This window comes from Frankia torreyi (assembly GCF_000948395.1).
Taxonomy (GTDB): Bacteria; Actinomycetota; Actinomycetes; order Frankiales; family Frankiaceae; genus Frankia; species Frankia torreyi.
The window spans coordinates 1-19,047 of record NZ_JYFN01000008.1; the positions used below are offsets into that span (position 1 = coordinate 1).

A 19,047-nucleotide genomic window follows, 5' to 3' on the forward strand; every position below is an offset into this window, starting at 1 on the left:
CGGCATGACTTGTCCTGACCGGCAGAGGGGACGAGGAAGATCTGCCAACACCAGCCTGCCACACCCCAGAACTAAACAGCGACGGTCTACTAGGACACATCGACCCCTCCGTCGATGGGTCGGCTCATCAGGTTCGTGGTGGGATACTTCACGACGCAGTCCGTCCGGCCCGTCCACCGACGCGCTGCGGCCAGGTGCGCCACGGCATCCGGGCCTGCCGCGGACGCCGAGATCGGAGCCTTGATGCCGCTGAACCAGGACTTCGTGGGACGCAGTTTCGTCTCGCCCGTTCCCTTCCAGGTCGGACGCGAGCAGATCCGGCAGTTCGCCCAGGCGATCGGGGACGACAACCCGCTCTACCACGACGTGGAGGCGGCCAAGGCCGCCGGCCACCCCGATCTCGTCGCGCCGCCGACGTTCCTGATCACCGCGATCCCCGGGGCCCTGGGGCTCCCCACCGACGATCCAGCGCTCGGGCTGGACTACGCCCTGGTCGTGCACGGTGAGCAGCGCTTCGCCCTGCGCCGGCCGGTGGTGGCGGGCGACGAGCTGATCACCACCTCGACGCTGACCAGCATCCGCGCGGTGGGCCGCAACGAGGTGCTCGTCACCACCTACCGTTACGACACCACGAGTGGCGAGGAGGTCGCGGTCGGCACGTGCACCCTGGTCTCCCGCGGCACGGCACCGCCGCGGGCATGAGCGCGCGTCCCATGGCGCCCGGTGAGAACCGGGCCGCCGGTCCGGCCGCACCCCCGAAGCCCATCGGGAGTGCCTCACCCTGGGGAGAACAACGATGACGGCGACCGTCGGCTATGACGACGTCGAGGTCGGCACCGAGCTGCCGGAGCGGCTGTTCCCGCTGCGGCGGGTCGATCTCGTCCGCTACGCGGGAGCATCCGGGGACTTCAACCCCATCCACTGGAGCGAGCGGGCCGCCGCGGACGCGGGCCTGCCCGGCGTGCTCGCGCACGGGATGCTGACGATGGCGACCGCCACCCGGCTCGTCACGGACTGGGCCGGGGACCCGGGCGCCGTCCTCGAGGTCGGCGTGAAGTTCTCCGCGCCGGTGGTGGTCCCGGACGACGACGAGGGCGCCTCGGTGTCGGTGCGCGGTGTCGTGGAGAAGAAGCTCGACGACAACCGGGTGGTCGTGAACCTCACCACCCGGTGTCGCGGCGAGAAGGTGCTGATGGCCGCGCGCGCCACCGTCCGACTGAGCTGAGCCGTCAGGCCCGGGTCTCGCTCAGGCGGCCTCGCTGAGCAGGGCGGACAGCCGGCTGACGCCCTTGACCAGGTCCTCATCGCTGAGCGCGTAGGACAGCCGGGCGAAGCCCGGGGTGCCGAACGCCTCACCGGGGACGATGGCGACCCCGGCCTCCTCCAGGATGAGCTGGCACAGCTCGGCGCTGGTCGTGGGCGTCCGGCCGCGAAGGCCGCGGCCGAGCACGCCCTGCAGCGAGGGGTAGCAGTAGAACGCGCCCTCGGGCAGCGGGCAGCTCACTCCCGGGGTCTCGGTGAGCATGCGGTGCATCGTCAGCCGGCGGCGATCGAAGGCGGTGCGCATCGTGGCGACGGCGTCGAGGGGCCCGGCGACGGCGGCGAGCGCCGCGGCCTGGGAGACGTTGGCGACGTTCGAGGTCGCGTGCGACTGCAGGTTCGCCGCCGCGGCGACGACGTCCGTCGGCCCGATCAGCCAGCCGACCCGCCAGCCCGTCATCGCGTAGGTCTTCGCGACGCCGTTGACGATGACGCAGCGCTCGGCGAGCTCCGGCACCTGCGCCAGGATCGAGGCGAACCGCGCCTCGCCGTAGACGAGATGCTCGTAGATCTCGTCGGCGAGCACCCAGATGCCGGCCTGCTCGGCCCAGCGACCGATCTCGCGGACCTCCTCCGGCGTGTGCACGGCGCCGGTCGGGTTCGACGGCGAGTTGAACAGCAGAATCTTGGTGCGTTCGGTGCGGGCCGCCTCGAGCTGCTCGACGGTCACCCGGTAGCCGGCCTCCGGCCCGGTGACGACGTCGACCGGCACACCGCCGGCGAGGCGGATCGACTCGGGGTAGGTCGTCCAGTACGGCGCGGGCAACAGCACCTCGTCACCGGGGTCGAGCAGCGTCGCGAAGGCCTCGTAGACGGCCTGCTTGCCGCCGTTGGTCACCAGGACCTGGCCCGCGGAGACGGTGACACCGGAGTCCCGGGCCGTCTTCTCGGCGATGGCCTGCCGCAGCTCCGGCAGTCCGCCCGCCGGGGTGTAGCGGTGCATGCGGGGTTCGCGGCAAGCCTTCTCCGCGGCGGCGACGATGTGGTCCGGAGTTGGGAAGTCCGGCTCGCCGGCGCCGAAGCCGACCACGTCCTGGCCCGCGGCGCGCATCGCCTTCGCGGTGGCGTCGACGGCCAGCGTCGCGGATGGGGCGATGCCGCCGATGCGGCTTGAGATCCTGCTCATAGTGCCATGCTGCCATGGCGTCCGGATGGGCGTCGTGCGCAGGCGGCCGGGATCCGGCGTCCGTGCGGACCGGTTCCGGGGTGGCCGGTTGACCCCGTCCCGCGGGTCCCATGGACGGCGCGCCGTGGGTCCTGCGGACGTTGCCGCGCGGGTCCTGCGGATGGTGCTCCGAGGGTCCTGCGGACGGTGTCCGGAGGGTGCTCCGTGGGTCCTGGGGACGGTGCCCGGCGGCGCCCACGGACGGTCCGTGGCGGAGTCGGGGCGATGAAGGGGTATGCTCGATCCGCTCGGGTACCCATTCCGGTAACCGGCTCACAGGCTGGACTGTGCGCTATGGTGCAGAAGCGCAGCGTGTGGGTTCGATGCGGTGGCGGGGATCCGGGCGTGTCCAAGGGGCGTGGCTCAATTGGTAGAGCACCGGTCTCCAAAACCGGCGGTTGCAGGTTCGAGTCCTGTCGCCCCTGCGCTGTTCGACGGTTGGCTGGTTCGGCGACGGAGTTGGGTGGAGTTGAGTGGCGACCGATACCCGTGACGCGGCACCGCGTCCCAGGCGGGCCACGCGTACCGCGGGTCGGCGTCGGTATCGGCCGGTTCAGTTCATCCGCGAGGTCATGGCGGAGCTCCGGAAGGTCGTCTACCCCGGCCGGAGCGAGCTGATCACCTACGTGCTGGTCGTGCTCGTGTTCGTCAGCGTGATGACAGCCTTCGTGGCTAGTCTCGACTTCGGGCTCACGAAGGCGGTCCTCGCGATCTTCGGCTGACGGGCCCGCCAGTCGGCGGGGTCGGGCAGTACGGACGGACGGGTCCGGGCGGGTGATCGATGCCGGTACGCCGGCCGGTCGGCTGCCGCCCGTCCGGCACCACGCCCGCGCAGCGCCCGCTCCGCGGAGTCCACAGCAGCAGAAGCGTCCACGAAAGAAGGAACGTCCGCGTGTCCCAGTCGCCCGAGCACGCCTCCTCCGAGCAGGGGGAGGCCCTCGCCCGTCTCGATCTCCTTGCGGCGTTCGAGCACGACGAGGTGGCGAGTACGGACGCCGGCGCCGAGCTCGACGACCCCCACGCCGACTCCGACGACGCCGACGAGTCGAGTGCCGAGGCCACCCCCAGCACCGAGGCCGAGGCCGACGAGGCCGGTTCCGTGACCGACGCGGGCTCCGAGCCCGCCGCGGAGGACGAACCCGCCGCGGCCGCCGAGCCCGCGAGCGCCGCGCCGGTCGCCGCCGCCGACGACACCGATGACGATGACGACGACCTGCGTCGCGCCATCGAGGACGCGCCGGGCGAGTGGTACGTCGTGCACTCGTACGCGGGCTACGAGAACAAGGTCAAGACCAACCTCGAGACCCGTATCTCCAGCCTCAACATGGAGGATTACATCTTCCAGATCGAGGTGCCCACCGAGGAGGTCCCGGTGGTCAAGAACGGCAAGAGGCAGTTGGTCCAGCAGAAGAAGTACCCGGGTTACATCTACGTCCGGATGGACCTGACGGACCAGTCCTGGTCCGCGGTCCGTAACACGCCGGGTGTGACCGGGTTCGTGGGGCTCACCAACCGGCCCTCACCGCTGCGGCGCGAGGAAGTCCTGTCCATCCTCGCCCCGGCGGCGCCGAAGGAGAAGAAGGTCGAGACCGTCCGGGTCCAGGAGTTCGAGGTCGGGGAGTCGGTCACTGTCATGGACGGCCCCTTTGCCACGCTTCCGGCGACCATCAGCGAGATCAACCTCGACGCCCAGCGGTTGAAGGTGCTGGTCTCGATCTTCGGTCGGGAGACGCCCGTCGAGCTGCAGTTCAATCAGGTCGCGAAGATCTGATTCGGTCCGTGGAACTCCGGTAGGAAGACGAGCACATGCCGCCCAAGAAGAAGAAGATCACCGCGATCATCAAGCTCCAGATCAACGCCGGCAAGGCCACGCCGGCGCCGCCGGTCGGCCCCGCGCTGGGCCAGCACGGCGTGAACATCATGGAGTTCTGCAAGCAGTACAACGCGGCGACGGAGTCGCAGGCCGGCAACGTCGTGCCGGTCGAGATCACCGTGTACGAGGACCGGTCGTTCACCTTCGTCACGAAGACCCCGCCGGCCGCGCGGCTCATCCTCAAGGCCGCGGGCGTGGAGAAGGGCAGCGGGACCCCGCACCGGGACAAGGTCGCCAAGCTGACCCCGGCCCAGGTGCGCGAGATCGCCCAGACCAAGCTTCCCGACCTCAACGCCACGACGATCGAGGCGGCCGAGAAGATCATTGCGGGGACTGCCCGCTCGATGGGGATCACGGTCGGCGACTAGCCTTCCGTACCCGCCACACCGAACCGACGCCGTGGGAGGGCGGTCGGTGCCAGCCTCCGCGGCCCGGACGAGATCCGCACCGTGGCGAGCCTGGCCGACCGTCCGCCGGCACCACGAGGAGACAGCATGAAGCGCAGCAAGGCCTACCGGGCCGCCGCCGAAAAGATCAACCCCGAGAACCTCTACAGCCCGCTGGACGCCGTCCGGCTCGCCCAGGAGACCTCGACCACGAAGTACGACGCGACCGTCGAGGTCGCGATCCGCCTCGGGGTCGACCCGCGCAAGGCCGACCAGATGGTCCGCGGCACCGTCAACCTGCCGCACGGCACCGGCAAGTCGCCGCGCGTCGCCGTCTTCGCCGCCGGTGAGAAGGCCGCCGAGGCCACCGCCGCCGGCGCCGACATCGTCGGCAGCGACGACCTGGTCGCCCGCATCCAGGAGGGCTTCCTGGACTTCGACGCGACGGTGGCGACGCCGGACCAGATGGCCAAGGTCGGGCGGATCGCCCGCATCCTCGGCCCCCGCGGGCTGATGCCGAACCCGAAGACCGGCACCGTGACGCTGGACATCGGCAAGGCCGTCGCCGACATCAAGGGCGGAAAGATCAACTTCCGGGTCGACAAGCAGGGCAACCTGCACATCGTCATCGGGAAGACGAACTTCACCGACGCCCAGCTCATCGAGAACTACACGGCCGCCCTGGACGAGATCGTCCGGGTGAAGCCCTCGGCGGCGAAGGGTCGTTACCTGAAGAAGGTCACCTTCGCCACCACCATGGGCCCGGGCATCCCGGTCGACCCGAACCGCACCCGCAACCTGCTCGAAGAGGGCGTCCCCGCCTGAGGTCGCCGTCGCGGGGCCTCGGGCCACGCGCCTGCGCCTGATGTTCGGCGTTCTTGCCTTCTTGCCTTTCCAGAGGTCTCCGTGTCCGTTTCGTCCCTCTGGAAAGGCAAGGTAAGGCGGGTAGGCCGGGNAGGCCGGTGAACGTGTACGCGGGATCATCGCGTACACTTCGTACGAACACGTTTTACGCCGAAGACCGCTGGTCGCCGTCGTCGCCCAGGTGGGGGAGATCCCGCCCGGACATAGCGACGGCCGAAGGCCCGACTTCCCCGGGCGGCCCGCGCAGGTGACGGATGCAAAGGACCGCGGCACTTCCGAGGCGGTCGGCGCAGGTGCGCCGTCCTCCCCGCCCGATGTCGCTCTTCACGCCCCGTGCGCCTGCGCCGGGGCGTTTGTCGTCTCCCGGGGTTGAACGGATGGCCGGCCGACACCCCGAAGGAGCCCCATGGCGAAACCTGAGAAGACCGCCGCGGTGGCGGAGATCGCCGAGGAGTTCCGTGGCGCGACCGCCGCGGTCCTCACGGAGTACCGCGGTCTGACGGTGAGCCAGCTCACCGAGCTGCGGCGCACCCTCGGCGAGGGCGCACGTTACGCGGTGGTCAAGAACACGCTGACCAAGATCGCGGCCGAGCAGGCCGGCGTCACCGGGCTCGACGATCTGTTCGTCGGCCCGACCGCCGTCGCCTTCGTCACCGGCGACCCGGTCGAGGCGGCCAAGGGCCTGCGCGACTTCGCCCGTGCCAACCCGGCCCTCGTGGTCAAGGGCGGCGTCGTCGAGGGCAAGGCGATGACGGCCGACGAGATCCGCAAGCTTGCGGATCTGGAGTCCCGCGAGATCCTGCTGGCGAAGCTCGCCGGCGCGATGAAGGGTTCACTGTCCGGCGCGGTCGGCCTGTTCGCCGCCCCGCTGTCGCAGGTCGCCCGGCTGGCCGAGGCGCTGCGCGAGCAGCGGGCGAGCCAGTCCGCCGCGGAGACGCCCGCCGCGGAGACGCCCGCCGCCGAGGCCGCCGAGGCCCCCGCGGAGTAAGCCTGCGCGCCGCGGGATGACGGTCGCCGGTCCGGCGGCCGCCGCCCGCGGAGCACCCGCGCCGGCCGGGCCACCGCGCCCAGCCGGCACCACCCACGAGCCACCCCGATCACCGGTCGCCCACCCGGCCGGCCGAGATCATCGGCATGACGAGGAAGGAAACGCCATCATGGCGAAGCTGTCGACCGAAGAGCTGCTCGACGCGTTCAAGGAACTGACCCTGCTGGAGCTCTCGGAGTTCGTGAAGCAGTTCGAGGAGACCTTCGGCGTGACCGCCGCGGCGCCCGTCGCCGTGGCTGCGGCGCCGGCCGCCGGCGGCGCGGGCGGCGAGGCTCCGGCCGCCGAGGAGCAGGACGAGTTCGACGTCATCCTCGAGTCCGTGGGTGACAAGAAGATCCAGGTCATCAAGGAGGTCCGGGCGCTGACCAGCCTCGGGCTGAAGGAGGCCAAGGACCTCGTCGACGGGGCGCCCAAGCCCGTCCTGGAGAAGGTCGCCAAGGAGGCCGCGGAGAAGGCCAAGGCGGCCCTCGAGGGCGCTGGCGCGTCGGTCACCGTCAAGTAACACCGCCCGTCTTTCGGGCCCGGCCCGGGCGGCGTTTCCGCGCCGCCGCGGGCCGGTGCGGCCGCTCGACGCGGCCGTGGCGCATCCCGCGTGCCGGGGCACCTCCGAGGTGTCCCGGCACGCGGCGTCTGTGCCTGGCGAATCGCCGAGACACGCTGCAACGTAAGCGGATGAGCAGGTCGGGTCGTTCGTGACGTTTTCCGAAGGGGGTTGACGGCCCCTGTAGATCGGAGTTCCATCATGTCGCGAACGCTCGTCGGGAAGCAGATGCGGTGCTCTACGTTCCCCCCGCGTGGTCCTGCCACGCACGCCCTTGCCAGCGGTGTGCCCTTCGGCTACACTGCTAGTTTGCGCTGCCCTTTTCGTCGCATCGGCTCCGCCGACACCGGTTCTCCGGTGAGGTCGGGCTCTCTGTGGGGGTCCGGTACGCGCCGCCGGGCGGTCTCGACCATGGTGTCGGGGCCGCGCACGCGGTGGGTTCCGGTTCGACGTGAAGGCGCGCTGGCCGTGCTGGTGCGTGGCACGGCTGTATGGCAGCCACACCGAGGACTCTGAGCAGACCTTTGCCCGTGCACCGACCCGTTGTTCTCAGCGGACACCGGCGTTGCCGCGCGCTTGCGCCGCGACGGCGCTTTGGCGTGCCCGCAGTCAGCCGAACGCCTGCCGCGACGGATTTTTGCGGTTCTGCGGACCGACGGACGCCGGATCGGCGGACTTGCTGCGGGACGAGGGCCGACTCCGGCCGCGCGACCGGCCGCCGGAACACCCGGCACCGCCGCACCGATGCGCCTCGCGGTCATCCTCTCACCGACGGGGCACCCCCCGTCGCTGTTCCCGACAACCGTAGCGAGACACTGATCACCTGACCACCCCCCCGACGGATCCTTGACGTCCGCGACGCCAGCCCGACGATCAGGCCACCCGGAAGGACCACCTTGGCCGCCTCGCGCTCTTCCTCCCGCATCTCGTTCGCTAAGATCATCGAGCCCCTCGAGGTCCCGGATCTCCTTGCTCTTCAGACGCAGTCCTTCGATTGGCTGATCGGTAGTGACGCCTGGGCGGAGCGGGTTCAGGAGGCCATCGACTCGGGCCGGGACGATGTTCCGATCACCTCAGGTCTGGAGGAGGTCTTCGAGGAGATCTCCCCGATCGAGGACTTCTCCGGCTCCATGTCCCTGTCCTTCCGGGACCACCGGTTCGAGCCGCCCAAGTACTCCGTGGAGGAGTGCAAGGACAAGGACATGACCTTCTCGGCCCCGCTGTTCGTCACGGCCGAGTTCACCAACAACACCACCGGTGAGATCAAGAGCCAGACGGTCTTCATGGGCGACTTCCCGCTCATGACCCCCAAGGGCACCTTCGTCATCAACGGGACCGAGCGTGTGGTGGTCAGCCAGCTCGTCCGGTCGCCGGGGGTGTACTTCGAACGCAGCCTGGACAAGGCGTCGGACAAGGACCTGTACTCCTGCAAGGTGATCCCGTCGCGCGGGGCCTGGCTCGAGTTCGAGATCGACAAGCGGGACACCGTCGGGGTTCGGATCGACCGCAAGCGCCGTCAGTCGGTGACGGTCCTGCTCAAGGCGCTGGGCTGGGACGAGGCGCGCATCCTGGAGCGGTTCGGCGACTTCCCGTCGATGCGCATCACCCTGGAGAAGGACCACACGGCCAGCCAGGACGACGCGCTGCTGGACATCTACCGCAAGCTGCGCCCGGGCGAGCCGCCGACGCGGGAGTCGGCGCAGACCCTGCTCGAGAACCTCTTCTTCAACCCCAAGCGCTACGACCTGGCGAAGGTCGGCCGCTACAAGGTGAACAAGAAGCTCACTCTGGAGATCGCCCACGACGTCGGCGTCCTCACTGAGGATGACATCGTGCGCACGATCGAGTACGTCGTCAAGTTGCACGCGGGCGCCGACCCGGCCGAGTACGAGGTCGACGACATCGACCACTTCGGCAACCGGCGGCTGCGCACGGTCGGCGAGCTGATCCAGAACCAGGTCCGGCTGGGGCTCGCCCGGATGGAGCGGGTCGTCCGCGAGCGGATGACCACCCAGGACGTCGAGGCGATCACGCCGCAGACCCTGATCAACATCCGGCCGGTCGTCGCCTCCATCAAGGAGTTCTTCGGCACCAGCCAGTTGTCGCAGTTCATGGACCAGACCAACCCGCTGGCCGGCCTGACCCACAAGCGCCGCCTGTCGGCGCTGGGTCCCGGTGGTCTGTCCCGGGAGCGGGCCGGCTTCGAGGTCCGCGACGTGCACCCCAGCCACTACGGCCGGATGTGCCCGATCGAGACGCCGGAAGGCCCGAACATCGGCCTCATCGGCTCGCTGTCGACGTTCGCGCGGGTCAACCCGTTCGGCTTCGTCGAGACGCCGTACCGCAAGGTCGTCAACGGCCGGGTCACCGACCAGATCGACTACCTCACCGCGGACGAGGAGGACCGGCACGTCAAGGCGCAGGCCAACACGCCGCTGAGCCCCGACGGCACGTTCGCCGAGGACCGCGTGCTGGTCCGCCGCAAGGGCGGTGAGGTCGAGTTCATCCCGCCGGACGAGGTCGACTACATGGACGTCTCGCCGCGGCAGATGGTGTCCGTGGCCACGGCCATGATCCCGTTCCTCGAGCACGACGACGCCAACCGCGCGCTCATGGGCTCCAACATGCAGCGCCAGTCGGTGCCACTGCTGCGTTCCGAGGCGCCGCTGGTCGGCACCGGGATGGAGGCCCGCGCGGCCAAGGACGCCGGCGACGTGGTCGTCTGCGTCCAGGCCGGCGTCGTCGAGGACCTCTCGGCGGACTACATCACCGTCATGCACGACGACGGCACCCGGCGTACCTACCGGCTGGCGAAGTTCCGCCGGTCGAACCAGGGCACCTGCATCAACCAGAAGCCGATCGTGTTCGAGGGGGACCGGGTCGAGGCCGGCCAGGTCATCGCGGACGGCCCGTGCACCGACAACGGCGAGATGGCGCTCGGCAAGAACCTGCTGGTCGCCTTCATGCCGTGGGAGGGGCACAACTACGAGGACGCGATCATCCTGTCGCAGCGCCTCGTGCAGGACGACGTGCTGTCCTCGATCCACATCGAGGAGCACGAGGTCGACGCCCGGGACACCAAGCTCGGCCCGGAGGAGATCACCCGCGACATCCCCAACGTCGCCGAGGAGGTCCTCGCCGACCTCGACGAGCGCGGGATCATCCGGATCGGCGCCGAGGTCTCGCCCGGTGACGTCCTGGTCGGCAAGGTCACCCCGAAGGGCGAGACCGAGCTGACCCCCGAGGAGCGGCTGCTGCGGGCGATCTTCGGGGAGAAGGCCCGGGAGGTCCGCGACACCTCGCTGAAGGTGCCGCACGGCGAGTCCGGCAAGGTCATCGGCGTGCGGGTGTTCTCCCGCGAGGACGGCGACGAGCTGCCGCCCGGCGTCAACGAGCTGGTCCGGGTCTACGTCGCCCAGAAGCGGAAGATCACCGACGGCGACAAGCTCGCCGGCCGGCACGGCAACAAGGGCGTCATCGCCAAGATCCTCCCGCAGGAGGACATGCCGTTCCTCGAGGACGGCACGCCGGTGGACATCGTGCTCAACCCGCACGGCGTCCCCCGCCGGATGAACATCGGCCAGATCCTGGAGACCCACCTCGGGTGGGTGGCCAAGACCGGCTGGCAGGTGGACGCCGGCACCGAGGACTGGAAGGAGCGGCTGCGCGGGATCGGGGCGGACTCGTCCACCCCCGGGACCAACGTGGCCACGCCGGTCTTCGACGGCGCCCGCGAGGAGGAGATCACCGGTCTGCTCGACTCCACCCTCCCGAACCGGGACGGGGTCCAGCTCATCGGCTCCTCCGGCAAGGCCACGCTGTTCGACGGCCGCACCGGCGAGCCGTACCCCTACCCGGTGGCGGTCGGCTACATCTACATCCTCAAGCTGCTTCACCTGGTCGACGACAAGATCCACGCTCGGTCGACCGGTCCCTACTCGATGATCACCCAGCAGCCCCTGGGTGGTAAGGCGCAGTTCGGTGGCCAGCGGTTCGGCGAGATGGAGGTGTGGGCGCTGGAGGCGTACGGCGCCGCCTACGCCCTGCAGGAGCTGCTGACCATCAAGTCCGACGACGTCGTGGGCCGAGTCAAGGTCTACGAGGCGATCGTCAAGGGCGAGAACATTCCGGAGCCCGGCATCCCGGAGTCGTTCAAGGTGCTCATCAAGGAGATGCAGTCGCTGTGCCTCAACGTCGAGGTCCTCTCCAGCGACGGTGTGCAGATCGAGATGCGTGACACCGACGAGGACGTCTTCCGTGCGGCGGAGGAACTCGGGATCGACCTGTCCCGGCGGGAGCCGAGCAGCGTCGAGGAGGTCTGAGCGGGCGCCGGGGGCCCGATCCGCCCGCCGTGAGGCGGCGGCGGACCCCCGGCGGTCCATCCGACTCCAGCGTCCCGACCGAGAAAGAGAGAGCAGGCGACAGTCTTGCTGGACGTCAACTTCTTCGACGAACTGCGCATCGGTCTTGCCACCGCGGACGACATCCGTCAGTGGTCGCACGGTGAGGTCAAGAAGCCGGAGACGATCAACTACCGCACCCTGAAGCCGGAGAAGGACGGGCTCTTCTGCGAGAAGATCTTCGGTCCGACCCGGGACTGGGAGTGCTACTGCGGCAAGTACAAGCGGGTCCGGTTCAAGGGCATCATCTGCGAGCGCTGTGGCGTCGAGGTCACCCGCGCCAAGGTGCGCCGTGAGCGCATGGGGCACATCGAGCTGGCCGCCCCGGTCACCCACATCTGGTACTTCAAGGGTGTCCCGAGCCGGCTCGGCTACCTGCTGGACCTGGCGCCGAAGGACCTCGAGAAGGTCATCTACTTCGCCGCCTACATGATCACCAAGGTCGACGCCGAGGCGCGCCACCGCGACCTGCCCACCCTCGAGGCCCGCATGGGCGTCGAGAAGCAGCAGCTCGAGGACAAGAAGAACGCCGACGTCGAGACCCGGCAGAAGCGGCTCGAAACCGACCTCGCGCAGCTCGAGGCCGAGGGCGCCAAGGGCGACGCGCGGCGCAAGGTCCGCGAGTCGGCCGAGCGCGAGATGCGCCAGATCCGCGACCGCGCGCAGCGCAAGATCGATGATCTGGACCGGGTCTTCGACCGCTTCAAGAACATGAAGGTCCAGGACCTGGAGCCGGACGAGCTGCTCTACCGCGAGCTGCGCGACCGGTTCGGCCAGTACTTCGACGGCGGCATGGGCGCCGAGGCGCTGCAGCGCCGGCTCGCCGACTTCGACCTGGCCGCGGAGGCGGAGTCGCTGCGCGAGACCATCCGCAGCGGCAAGGGGCAGAAGAAGGCCCGCGCGCTCAAGCGGCTCAAGGTCGTCTCGGCGTTCCTGAACACCCGCAACTCCCCGATGGGGATGGTGCTCGACTGCGTCCCGGTGATCCCGCCGGACCTGCGGCCGATGGTGCAGCTCGACGGCGGCCGGTTCGCCACGTCCGACCTCAACGACCTGTACCGCCGGGTGATCAACCGGAACAACCGGCTCAAGCGGCTGCTCGACCTCGGCGCGCCCGAGATCATCGTCAACAACGAGAAGCGGATGCTGCAGGAGGCCGTCGACGCACTGTTCGACAACGGCCGCCGCGGCCGGCCGGTCACCGGCCCGGGTAACCGCCCGCTGAAGTCGTTGTCCGACATGCTCAAGGGCAAGCAGGGCCGGTTCCGCCAGAACCTGCTCGGCAAGCGGGTCGACTACTCCGGCCGGTCGGTCATCGTCGTCGGTCCGCAGCTCAAGCTGCACCAGTGCGGTCTGCCCAAGCAGATGGCGCTGGAGCTGTTCAAGCCGTTCGTGATGAAGCGCCTGGTGGACCTCAACCACGCGCAGAACATCAAGTCGGCGAAGCGGATGGTGGAGCGGGCCCGCCCGGTCGTCTGGGACGTGCTCGAGGAGGTCATCACCGAGCACCCGGTGCTGCTCAACCGGGCGCCGACCCTGCACCGCCTCGGCATCCAGGCCTTCGAGCCGCAGCTCGTCGAGGGCAAGGCCATCCAGATCCACCCGCTGGTCTGCACGGCCTTCAACGCCGACTTCGACGGTGACCAGATGGCGGTGCACCTGCCGCTGTCCGCCGAGGCGCAGGCCGAGGCACGGATCCTGATGCTGTCGAGCAACAACATCCTCTCGCCGGCGTCCGGCCGGCCGCTGGCGATGCCCAGCCTCGACATGGTGACCGGCGTGTTCCACCTGTCGACGCTGGCCGAGGGCGCCGTCGGGGAGGGGCGGGCGTTCTCCTCGGTCGCCGAGGCGCAGATGGCCTTCGACGCCCGGGAGATCGCGCTGCAGGCGCGGATCAGCGTCCGGCTGCGCGACACCACCCCGCCGTCGGACTGGGTGCCGCCGGCCGACTGGGTCACCGGGGACGTGTTCACCCTGGAGACCACGTTCGGCCGCTGCCTGCTCAACGAGGCGCTGCCGGAGGGCTACCCCTTCATCAACGCCCAGCTCAACAAGAAGGCCCAGGCCGCGATCGTCAACGACCTGGCCGAGCGGTACCCGAAGATCCAGGTCGCGGCGACCCTGGACGCCCTGAAGAGCGCCGGTTTCTACTGGGCCACCCGGTCCGGGGTCACCGTCGCGATCGAGGACGTCGTCGCGCCGCCGAACAAGGCCGAGATCCTCGACGACTACGAGCAGCGCGCCGACCGGGTGCAGAAGCAGTTCGACCGCGGCTTCCTGTCCGACGAGGAGCGCCGCAGCGAGCTGGTGCAGATCTGGACCGAGGCGACGAACAAGATCGCCGAGGCGATGGAGAAGAACTTCCCGCAGACCAACCCGGTCTACGTGCTGGTCAACTCCGGAGCCGCCGGAAACATGATGCAGATCCGGCAGCTCGCCGGCATGCGTGGCCTGGTCTCCAACCCGAAGGGTGAGATCATCCCGCGGCCGATCAAGGCGAACTTCCGCGAGGGCCTCACCGTGCTCGAGTACTTCATCTCGACCCACGGTGCCCGCAAGGGTCTCGCCGACACCGCGCTGCGGACCGCCGACTCCGGCTACCTGACCCGCCGGCTCGTCGACGTCAGCCAGGACGTCATCGTCCGCGAGGAGGACTGCGGCACCGAGCGGGGCATCCTGACCCGGATCGCCCGGCGCGGCGCGGACGGCGTGCTCGTGCGCGACCGCTACGCCGAGACCTCGGCGTACGCGCGGACGCTGGCCTCCGACGCCGTCGACGAGCACGGCGAGATCATCGTGCCCGCCGGCACCGACGCCGGGGACGTGGCGATCGGCCAGATCATCGAGGCCGGCATCGAGTCGGTCCGGGTGCGTTCGGCGCTGACCTGCGAGTCCCGGATGGGGGTGTGCGCCCAGTGCTACGGGCGTTCGCTGGCCACCGGCAAGCTGGTCGACGTCGGCGAGGCCGTCGGGATCGTCGCCGCCCAGTCCATCGGCGAGCCCGGCACCCAGCTGACGATGCGTACCTTCCACAGCGGTGGTGTCGCCGGCGATGACATCACCCAGGGTCTGCCGCGTGTCGTCGAGCTGTTCGAGGCCCGTAGCCCGAAGGGCAAGGCGCCCATCACCGAGGTCTCCGGTCGGGTGAAGATCGAGGAAACCGAGAAGACCTTCAAGGTCGTGGTGGTGCCGGACGACGGCAGCGAGGAGATCGCCTACCCGGTCTCGCGGCGCTCGCGCCTGCGGGTCCGCGAGGGCGACCGCATCGAGGTCGGCAACCAGGTGGTCGACGGTGCCGTCGACCCGCACGAGGTGCTGCGCATCCTCGGCCCGCGCCAGGTCCAGCTCCACCTGGTCGACCAGGTCCAGGAGGTGTACCGGTCGCAGGGTGTGTCGATCCACGACAAGCACATCGAGATCATCATCCGCCAGATGCTCAAGCGGGTGAACGTGCTGGAGTCCGGCGAGACCAACCTGCTGCCCGGCGAGCTGTGTGAGCGGGCCCGGTTCGAGTCGGAGAACCGCCGGGTGGTGGAGTCCGGCGGCCAGCCGGCCTCGGCTCGCCCGGTGCTGATGGGGATCACCAAGGCGTCGCTGGCCACCGAGTCGTGGCTGTCGGCGGCCTCCTTCCAGGAGACGACCCGAGTGCTCACCGACGCGGCGATCAACGCCCGGTCGGACTCGCTCGTCGGCCTGAAGGAGAACGTCATCATCGGCAAGCTCATCCCGGCCGGTACCGGCATCTCCCGGTACCGCAACATCCGGGTCGAGCCGACCGAGGAGGCGCGCGCCGCGATGTACTCCGTCGGCGCGTACGAGGACGGCGGCAGCGTGGAGTACGGCGCGTTCGGCACCGGCTCCGGCCAGGCCGTCCCGCTGGACGAGTTCGACTACCGCAGCTCGGGCGACTTCCGCTGACCCGGAACCGCTGAGCCGATCCCGCCGGCCCGGTGCCCCCTGTCCGGGGACACCGGGCCGGCGGCGTTCCACGCCCGACTCCACGCCGGGCCCGCGCGCCCGCGCGCCCGCGCCAGCGATGGCTTCTTGCCGTTCTGGGGGACGTTTCGGGCGCGGAGGCCCCCAGAACGGCAAGGAAGTCGGACCGGGATGGCCGAGATGACGATGGCTGACCGACGAGTGGGGGCTGGTGATGGACTGGGCCGCTATCCGGCGCCTGCACACGATCCACGAGGATGAGGCGGTCCTCGCGCTCGACAAGCCCGCCGGCATCTCGGTCATGGGGGAGCGGCACGACACCGACCTTGTGCGGCTCGCCGCCGACGCCGGCGAAGAGCTGTTCCCCGTGCACCGGATCGACAAGGTCACGTCCGGGATCGTGCTGTTCGCCAAGGAGTTGCGCTTCCACGGCGACCTGACCAGGCAGTTCCAGCGGCGCACGGTCGACAAGCGCTACCTCGCCCTGACCCGCACCCGCGGCCTGCCCGCGACGGGGACCATCGACCTGCCGCTCAGCGTCGGCCGCAAGAGCCGGGTCCGGGTGGCCGCGAACCGCGCCGACATCACCGCGTCCCTGTTCGGGTCCGCCGACGCGCCCGCGTCCGGCCATCCGCTCGCGTCCACCGAGGGGGCGGACGAGGGGCACTGGTCCGTCCCGCCCGAGGCGGTCTTCGGCCACGTACGGACCTATCCCTCGGTCACCACGTTCGCCCGACTCCGGGAGGGCGGCGAGCACACCCTGCTCGCCGCGACGCCGCGGACCGGACGGCGCCATCAGATCCGGGTGCACCTGGCCTGGATCGGCCATCCGATCGACGGCGACCCCCTGTTCGACAAGGCGCCGGCGACCCGCACCTTCCTGCATTCCTGGCGGCTCGCCTTCGACGCCGCCTGGGCCGGCGGCGCGCGCATCGAGGTCGAAGCGCCGCCCGACGCCGACTTCCTCGCCCCCGTCGGCGACCGGCTACCCGCCGACCTGCTCGAGGACGCTCGACGCTAGGGCAGCCCCGCAGGGGTTCCTTCCCGTCCGCTTGTCACATTCCGTGACGTCCAGCGGTGTGACGGAGATGGGCGACGGCTCGGGCGATGGGGGCGGATGCGTGGGAGAGCGCCTTCCTGTCTCTTCCACAGGGTTCGGTGCCCGATCTGTCCCTGTGGAAGAGGCAGGTGGGGCCGCTCCCAGGTCACCGGGCCGGTCGTGGTGTCGGCGCGGCGTGCGTGTTGCGGCGCGAGGACGGCGTCGGACCGACGGCTCCGGGACTCCGGCGTCACTGGTCGGCGTAGGCGGCCTCGCGCAGCTCGCCGTACACCCGGACCAGATCGGGCAGCTGGTAGTGGGCGTTCAGACCGCTGGGGTTGGGTAGCAGCCAGACGCCCGCCGGGCCCAGGGTCTCCGGCTGCCGACCGACCTGCGCACGGCGCCGGCCGAAGCCGACCCGGTAGGCGGCCAGGCCGAGGAAGGCCACCCAGCGCGGCGAGATCCGCTCGACGAGCTCGGTGAGCGGGGCGACGCCGGCCCGCACCTCGTCGTCGCTGATCTCGTCGGCGCGTGCGGTGGACCGGTTGACCAGGTTGGTGATGCTGATGCCGCGGCTGGTCAGCTCTGCGGTCTCGCTGGGGTGCAGCCGGCGCGGGGTGAACCCGGCGAGGTGCAGGACCGGCCACAGCCGGTTGCTCGGCGTGCCGAAGTGGAAGCCGGTCGCCCCGGACTCCAGGGACGGGTTGATCCCGCACAGCAGCACGGTGGTCCGCGGGGCGAGGAGGTCCGGGACCGCGGTGTCGTAGGCGGCGAGCAGCTCGGCCCGGGTCGGCCGGGCGGGCGGGGCGGCCGGCGGCGGCGGCGAGCCAACTGCGTCAAACATGTCCTCGAGGACCTCCGGTGCCGGTATCGTGCTGTCTCGTACAGCGTGCCAGGACCAGGACCGTGGATGTACTACGGCCATGGATCCACCAGAACCATGGATGTGCCAGGGCCGAGGGGTACCAGGGACGCGGAGGTCCCGGGTTCCGGTGTCCGGCCCGCTGCCTTCGGTGCTGATGCCGGAGTCCGGCCGCCCCGCCATGCGGGTAGTGGATTGTCGGCTCCGGTGGGCCCGTTCGACGCGGGTCGGTGGGATGCCCGGGCTGTACCGGGTTCTGGTCGATTGCGAGTTTCTGGGCCGCCGGTGTGCTGTGTCGCGCGCGACGGCCGCGCCCGCCGTCCGAGGTCGCGGGCTTGTGGGGCTGCGGTGTCTGCGTCGGACGTCGGCCGATACCCCGTTCGACACGTGACGCGGCCGTGGAGTACTGTTGATTCCTGTGGCCGGAGTCCACGTGACTCCGGCGTGCGTCTTGCACTTCGATGTGGCGCCGTGGTGCCTGGCAGGCTGACGTAAAGTCACCGCCTGGGTGTCCGTCGGCGACTGTCGGGCTCGGTTCCGCGAAGCGGCCGGGCGGGATGGCGCGCTGTCCACCGCAGTTGGATCAATCGAATTTGTGATCCTCTTCGGGCGAAACGGCGCGACACGCCCGACCGCGTGGGTCGGAGAAGCCGGTCGAGGTCACCGCGGTGGCCCTGGTGCGGTTCGCAAGGAAAGCAGGTAGGCCGGCGTACCGGTCTGGTTGCCCAAGGCAGTACGACGAGGCGTCACAGGAACGGGAGCGGCGTTGCCCACGATCCAGCAGCTGGTCCGCAAGGGCCGGCAGGACAAGGTCGAGAAGACCAAGACCCCGGCACTCAAGGGGAGCCCTCAGCGTCGTGGTGTGTGCACCCGCGTCTACACGACCACCCCCAAGAAGCCGAACTCGGCGCTGCGCAAGGTCGCGCGTGTCCGGCTGAACAGCGGGATCGAGGTCACCGCCTACATTCCCGGCGTCGGCCACAACCTGCAGGAGCACTCGATCGTCCTGGTTCGCGGCGGTCGAGTGAAGGACCTTCCGGGCGTTCGGTACAAGATCGTCCGAGGCGCTCTCGACACGCAGGGCGTCCGTAACCGCAAGCAGGCTCGTAGCCGCTACGGCGCGAAGAAGGAGAAGGGCTGATGCCGCGCAAGGGGCCCGCGCCCAAGCACGCCGTCGTGGTTGACCCGGTGTACGGGTCGCCGCTGGTGACCGCGCTGGTGAACAAGGTGCTGATGAGCGGCAAGAAGTCGGTCGCGGAGCGCATCGTGTACGGCGCGCTGGAAGGCGCGAAGAACAAGACCGGCAACGACCCGGTCGTCACGCTCAAGCGGGCGCTCGACAACGTCAAGCCCACCCTGGAGGTGCGCAGCCGCCGGGTCGGTGGCGCCACCTACCAGGTGCCGGTCGAGGTTCGCGCCGGCCGCAGCACGACTCTCGCTCTGCGCTGGATCGTCGGCTACTCCCGGGCTCGTCGCGAGAAGACGATGACCGAGCGGCTGATGAACGAGCTCATCGACGCGAGCAACGGCCTCGGCGCCAGCGTGAAGCGCCGGGAGGACACCCACAAGATGGCGGAGTCCAACAAGGCCTTCGCCCACTACCGCTGGTAGCT

The 19,047-nt window shown here is 69.9% G+C and carries 15 protein-coding genes and 1 tRNA gene; 14 read left to right on the plus strand and 2 right to left on the minus strand.

Annotated elements, in window-relative coordinates; all coding sequences use genetic code 11:
* Positions 1-243 precede the first annotated feature (243 nt).
* Positions 244-702, plus strand: coding sequence for a MaoC family dehydratase N-terminal domain-containing protein (locus FF36_RS07040; RefSeq protein ID WP_044884295.1), 459 nt, complete (start codon positions 244-246; stop codon positions 700-702).
* Positions 703-796: 94 nt separating this feature from the next.
* Positions 797-1,225, plus strand: a complete 429-nt coding sequence (locus FF36_RS07045; protein ID WP_044884192.1) for a MaoC/PaaZ C-terminal domain-containing protein — start codon at positions 797-799, stop codon at positions 1,223-1,225.
* 21 nt (positions 1,226-1,246) lie between these two features.
* On the opposite strand, the gene FF36_RS07050 is transcribed toward FF36_RS07045, so the two are convergent.
* Complete coding sequence (locus FF36_RS07050; protein ID WP_044884193.1) at positions 1,247-2,446, minus strand: pyridoxal phosphate-dependent aminotransferase; 1,200 nt, start codon at positions 2,444-2,446, stop codon at positions 1,247-1,249.
* A 391-nt stretch (positions 2,447-2,837) separates the two neighbouring features.
* On the opposite strand from FF36_RS07050, the gene FF36_RS07055 reads away from it, so the two are divergent.
* From FF36_RS07055 to FF36_RS07100, 10 genes are all read left to right on the plus strand, one after another.
* Positions 2,838-2,910, plus strand: a tRNA-Trp gene (locus FF36_RS07055).
* Positions 2,911-2,958: 48 nt separating this feature from the next.
* Positions 2,959-3,207 carry a preprotein translocase subunit SecE gene (gene secE, locus FF36_RS39895; RefSeq protein ID WP_035921129.1) on the plus strand — a complete coding sequence of 83 codons (249 nt, stop codon included), beginning with the start codon at positions 2,959-2,961 and terminating at the stop codon, positions 3,205-3,207.
* Between the two features lie 170 nt (positions 3,208-3,377).
* Positions 3,378-4,256: a transcription termination/antitermination protein NusG gene (nusG, locus tag FF36_RS07065; RefSeq protein WP_052680995.1), complete on the plus strand. Its 879-nt coding sequence runs from the start codon at positions 3,378-3,380 to the stop codon at positions 4,254-4,256.
* A gap of 35 nt (positions 4,257-4,291) precedes the next feature.
* A complete protein-coding gene (gene rplK, locus FF36_RS07070; protein ID WP_009740540.1) occupies positions 4,292-4,726 on the plus strand; it encodes a 50S ribosomal protein L11 in 435 nt (144 codons plus the stop codon).
* 126 nt (positions 4,727-4,852) lie between these two features.
* Entirely contained in the window at positions 4,853-5,569 is a 717-nt protein-coding gene (gene rplA / locus FF36_RS07075) for a 50S ribosomal protein L1 (protein ID WP_044884194.1), read from the plus strand.
* 445 nt (positions 5,570-6,014) lie between these two features.
* Positions 6,015-6,596, plus strand: a complete 582-nt coding sequence (gene rplJ, locus FF36_RS07080; RefSeq protein ID WP_044884195.1) for a 50S ribosomal protein L10 — start codon at positions 6,015-6,017, stop codon at positions 6,594-6,596.
* 169 nt (positions 6,597-6,765) lie between these two features.
* The gene (gene rplL, locus FF36_RS07085) at positions 6,766-7,158 is read left to right on the plus strand and encodes a 50S ribosomal protein L7/L12 (protein ID WP_044884297.1); all 393 of its coding nucleotides are present in this window, start codon (positions 6,766-6,768) and stop codon (positions 7,156-7,158) included.
* Positions 7,159-8,093: 935 nt separating this feature from the next.
* Complete coding sequence (gene rpoB / locus FF36_RS07090) at positions 8,094-11,519, plus strand: DNA-directed RNA polymerase subunit beta (RefSeq protein ID WP_011602294.1); 3,426 nt, start codon at positions 8,094-8,096, stop codon at positions 11,517-11,519.
* 105 nt (positions 11,520-11,624) lie between these two features.
* The gene (locus FF36_RS07095) at positions 11,625-15,515 is read left to right on the plus strand and encodes a DNA-directed RNA polymerase subunit beta' (protein WP_044884196.1); all 3,891 of its coding nucleotides are present in this window, start codon (positions 11,625-11,627) and stop codon (positions 15,513-15,515) included.
* 232 nt (positions 15,516-15,747) lie between these two features.
* Entirely contained in the window at positions 15,748-16,554 is an 807-nt protein-coding gene (locus FF36_RS07100) for an RluA family pseudouridine synthase (protein ID WP_044884197.1), read from the plus strand.
* A gap of 268 nt (positions 16,555-16,822) precedes the next feature.
* On the opposite strand, the gene mug is transcribed toward FF36_RS07100, so the two are convergent.
* Entirely contained in the window at positions 16,823-17,416 is a 594-nt protein-coding gene (mug, locus tag FF36_RS07105) for a G/U mismatch-specific DNA glycosylase (RefSeq protein WP_044884198.1), read from the minus strand.
* Between the two features lie 784 nt (positions 17,417-18,200).
* On the opposite strand from mug, the gene rpsL reads away from it, so the two are divergent.
* Both rpsL and rpsG read left to right on the plus strand, forming a co-directional pair.
* Positions 18,201-18,575, plus strand: a complete 375-nt coding sequence (gene rpsL / locus FF36_RS07110) for a 30S ribosomal protein S12 (protein WP_009740532.1) — start codon at positions 18,201-18,203, stop codon at positions 18,573-18,575.
* Complete coding sequence (gene rpsG / locus FF36_RS07115) at positions 18,575-19,045, plus strand: 30S ribosomal protein S7 (RefSeq protein ID WP_044884199.1); 471 nt, start codon at positions 18,575-18,577, stop codon at positions 19,043-19,045. The genes rpsL and rpsG overlap by 1 nt, the downstream gene beginning before the upstream one ends.
* The last annotated feature ends 2 nt before the right edge of the window (positions 19,046-19,047 follow it).

Bases quoted from the DNA above. Each gene is read 5' to 3' on its own strand.
- rplJ (WP_044884195.1), top strand. From the start codon at position 6,015: ATGGCGAAACCTGAGAAGACCGCCGCGGTGGCGGAGATCGCCGAGGAG.
- mug (WP_044884198.1), bottom strand. From the start codon at position 17,416: ATGTTTGACGCAGTTGGCTCGCCGCCGCCGCCGGCCGCCCCGCCCGCC.
- FF36_RS07050 (WP_044884193.1), bottom strand. From the start codon at position 2,446: ATGAGCAGGATCTCAAGCCGCATCGGCGGCATCGCCCCATCCGCGACG.
- rplL (WP_044884297.1), top strand. From the start codon at position 6,766: ATGGCGAAGCTGTCGACCGAAGAGCTGCTCGACGCGTTCAAGGAACTG.
- rplK (WP_009740540.1), top strand. From the start codon at position 4,292: ATGCCGCCCAAGAAGAAGAAGATCACCGCGATCATCAAGCTCCAGATC.
- rpsG (WP_044884199.1), top strand. From the start codon at position 18,575: ATGCCGCGCAAGGGGCCCGCGCCCAAGCACGCCGTCGTGGTTGACCCG.
- FF36_RS07040 (WP_044884295.1), top strand. From the start codon at position 244: ATGCCGCTGAACCAGGACTTCGTGGGACGCAGTTTCGTCTCGCCCGTT.
- FF36_RS07100 (WP_044884197.1), top strand. From the start codon at position 15,748: ATGGACTGGGCCGCTATCCGGCGCCTGCACACGATCCACGAGGATGAG.
- FF36_RS07045 (WP_044884192.1), top strand. From the start codon at position 797: ATGACGGCGACCGTCGGCTATGACGACGTCGAGGTCGGCACCGAGCTG.
- rplA (WP_044884194.1), top strand. From the start codon at position 4,853: ATGAAGCGCAGCAAGGCCTACCGGGCCGCCGCCGAAAAGATCAACCCC.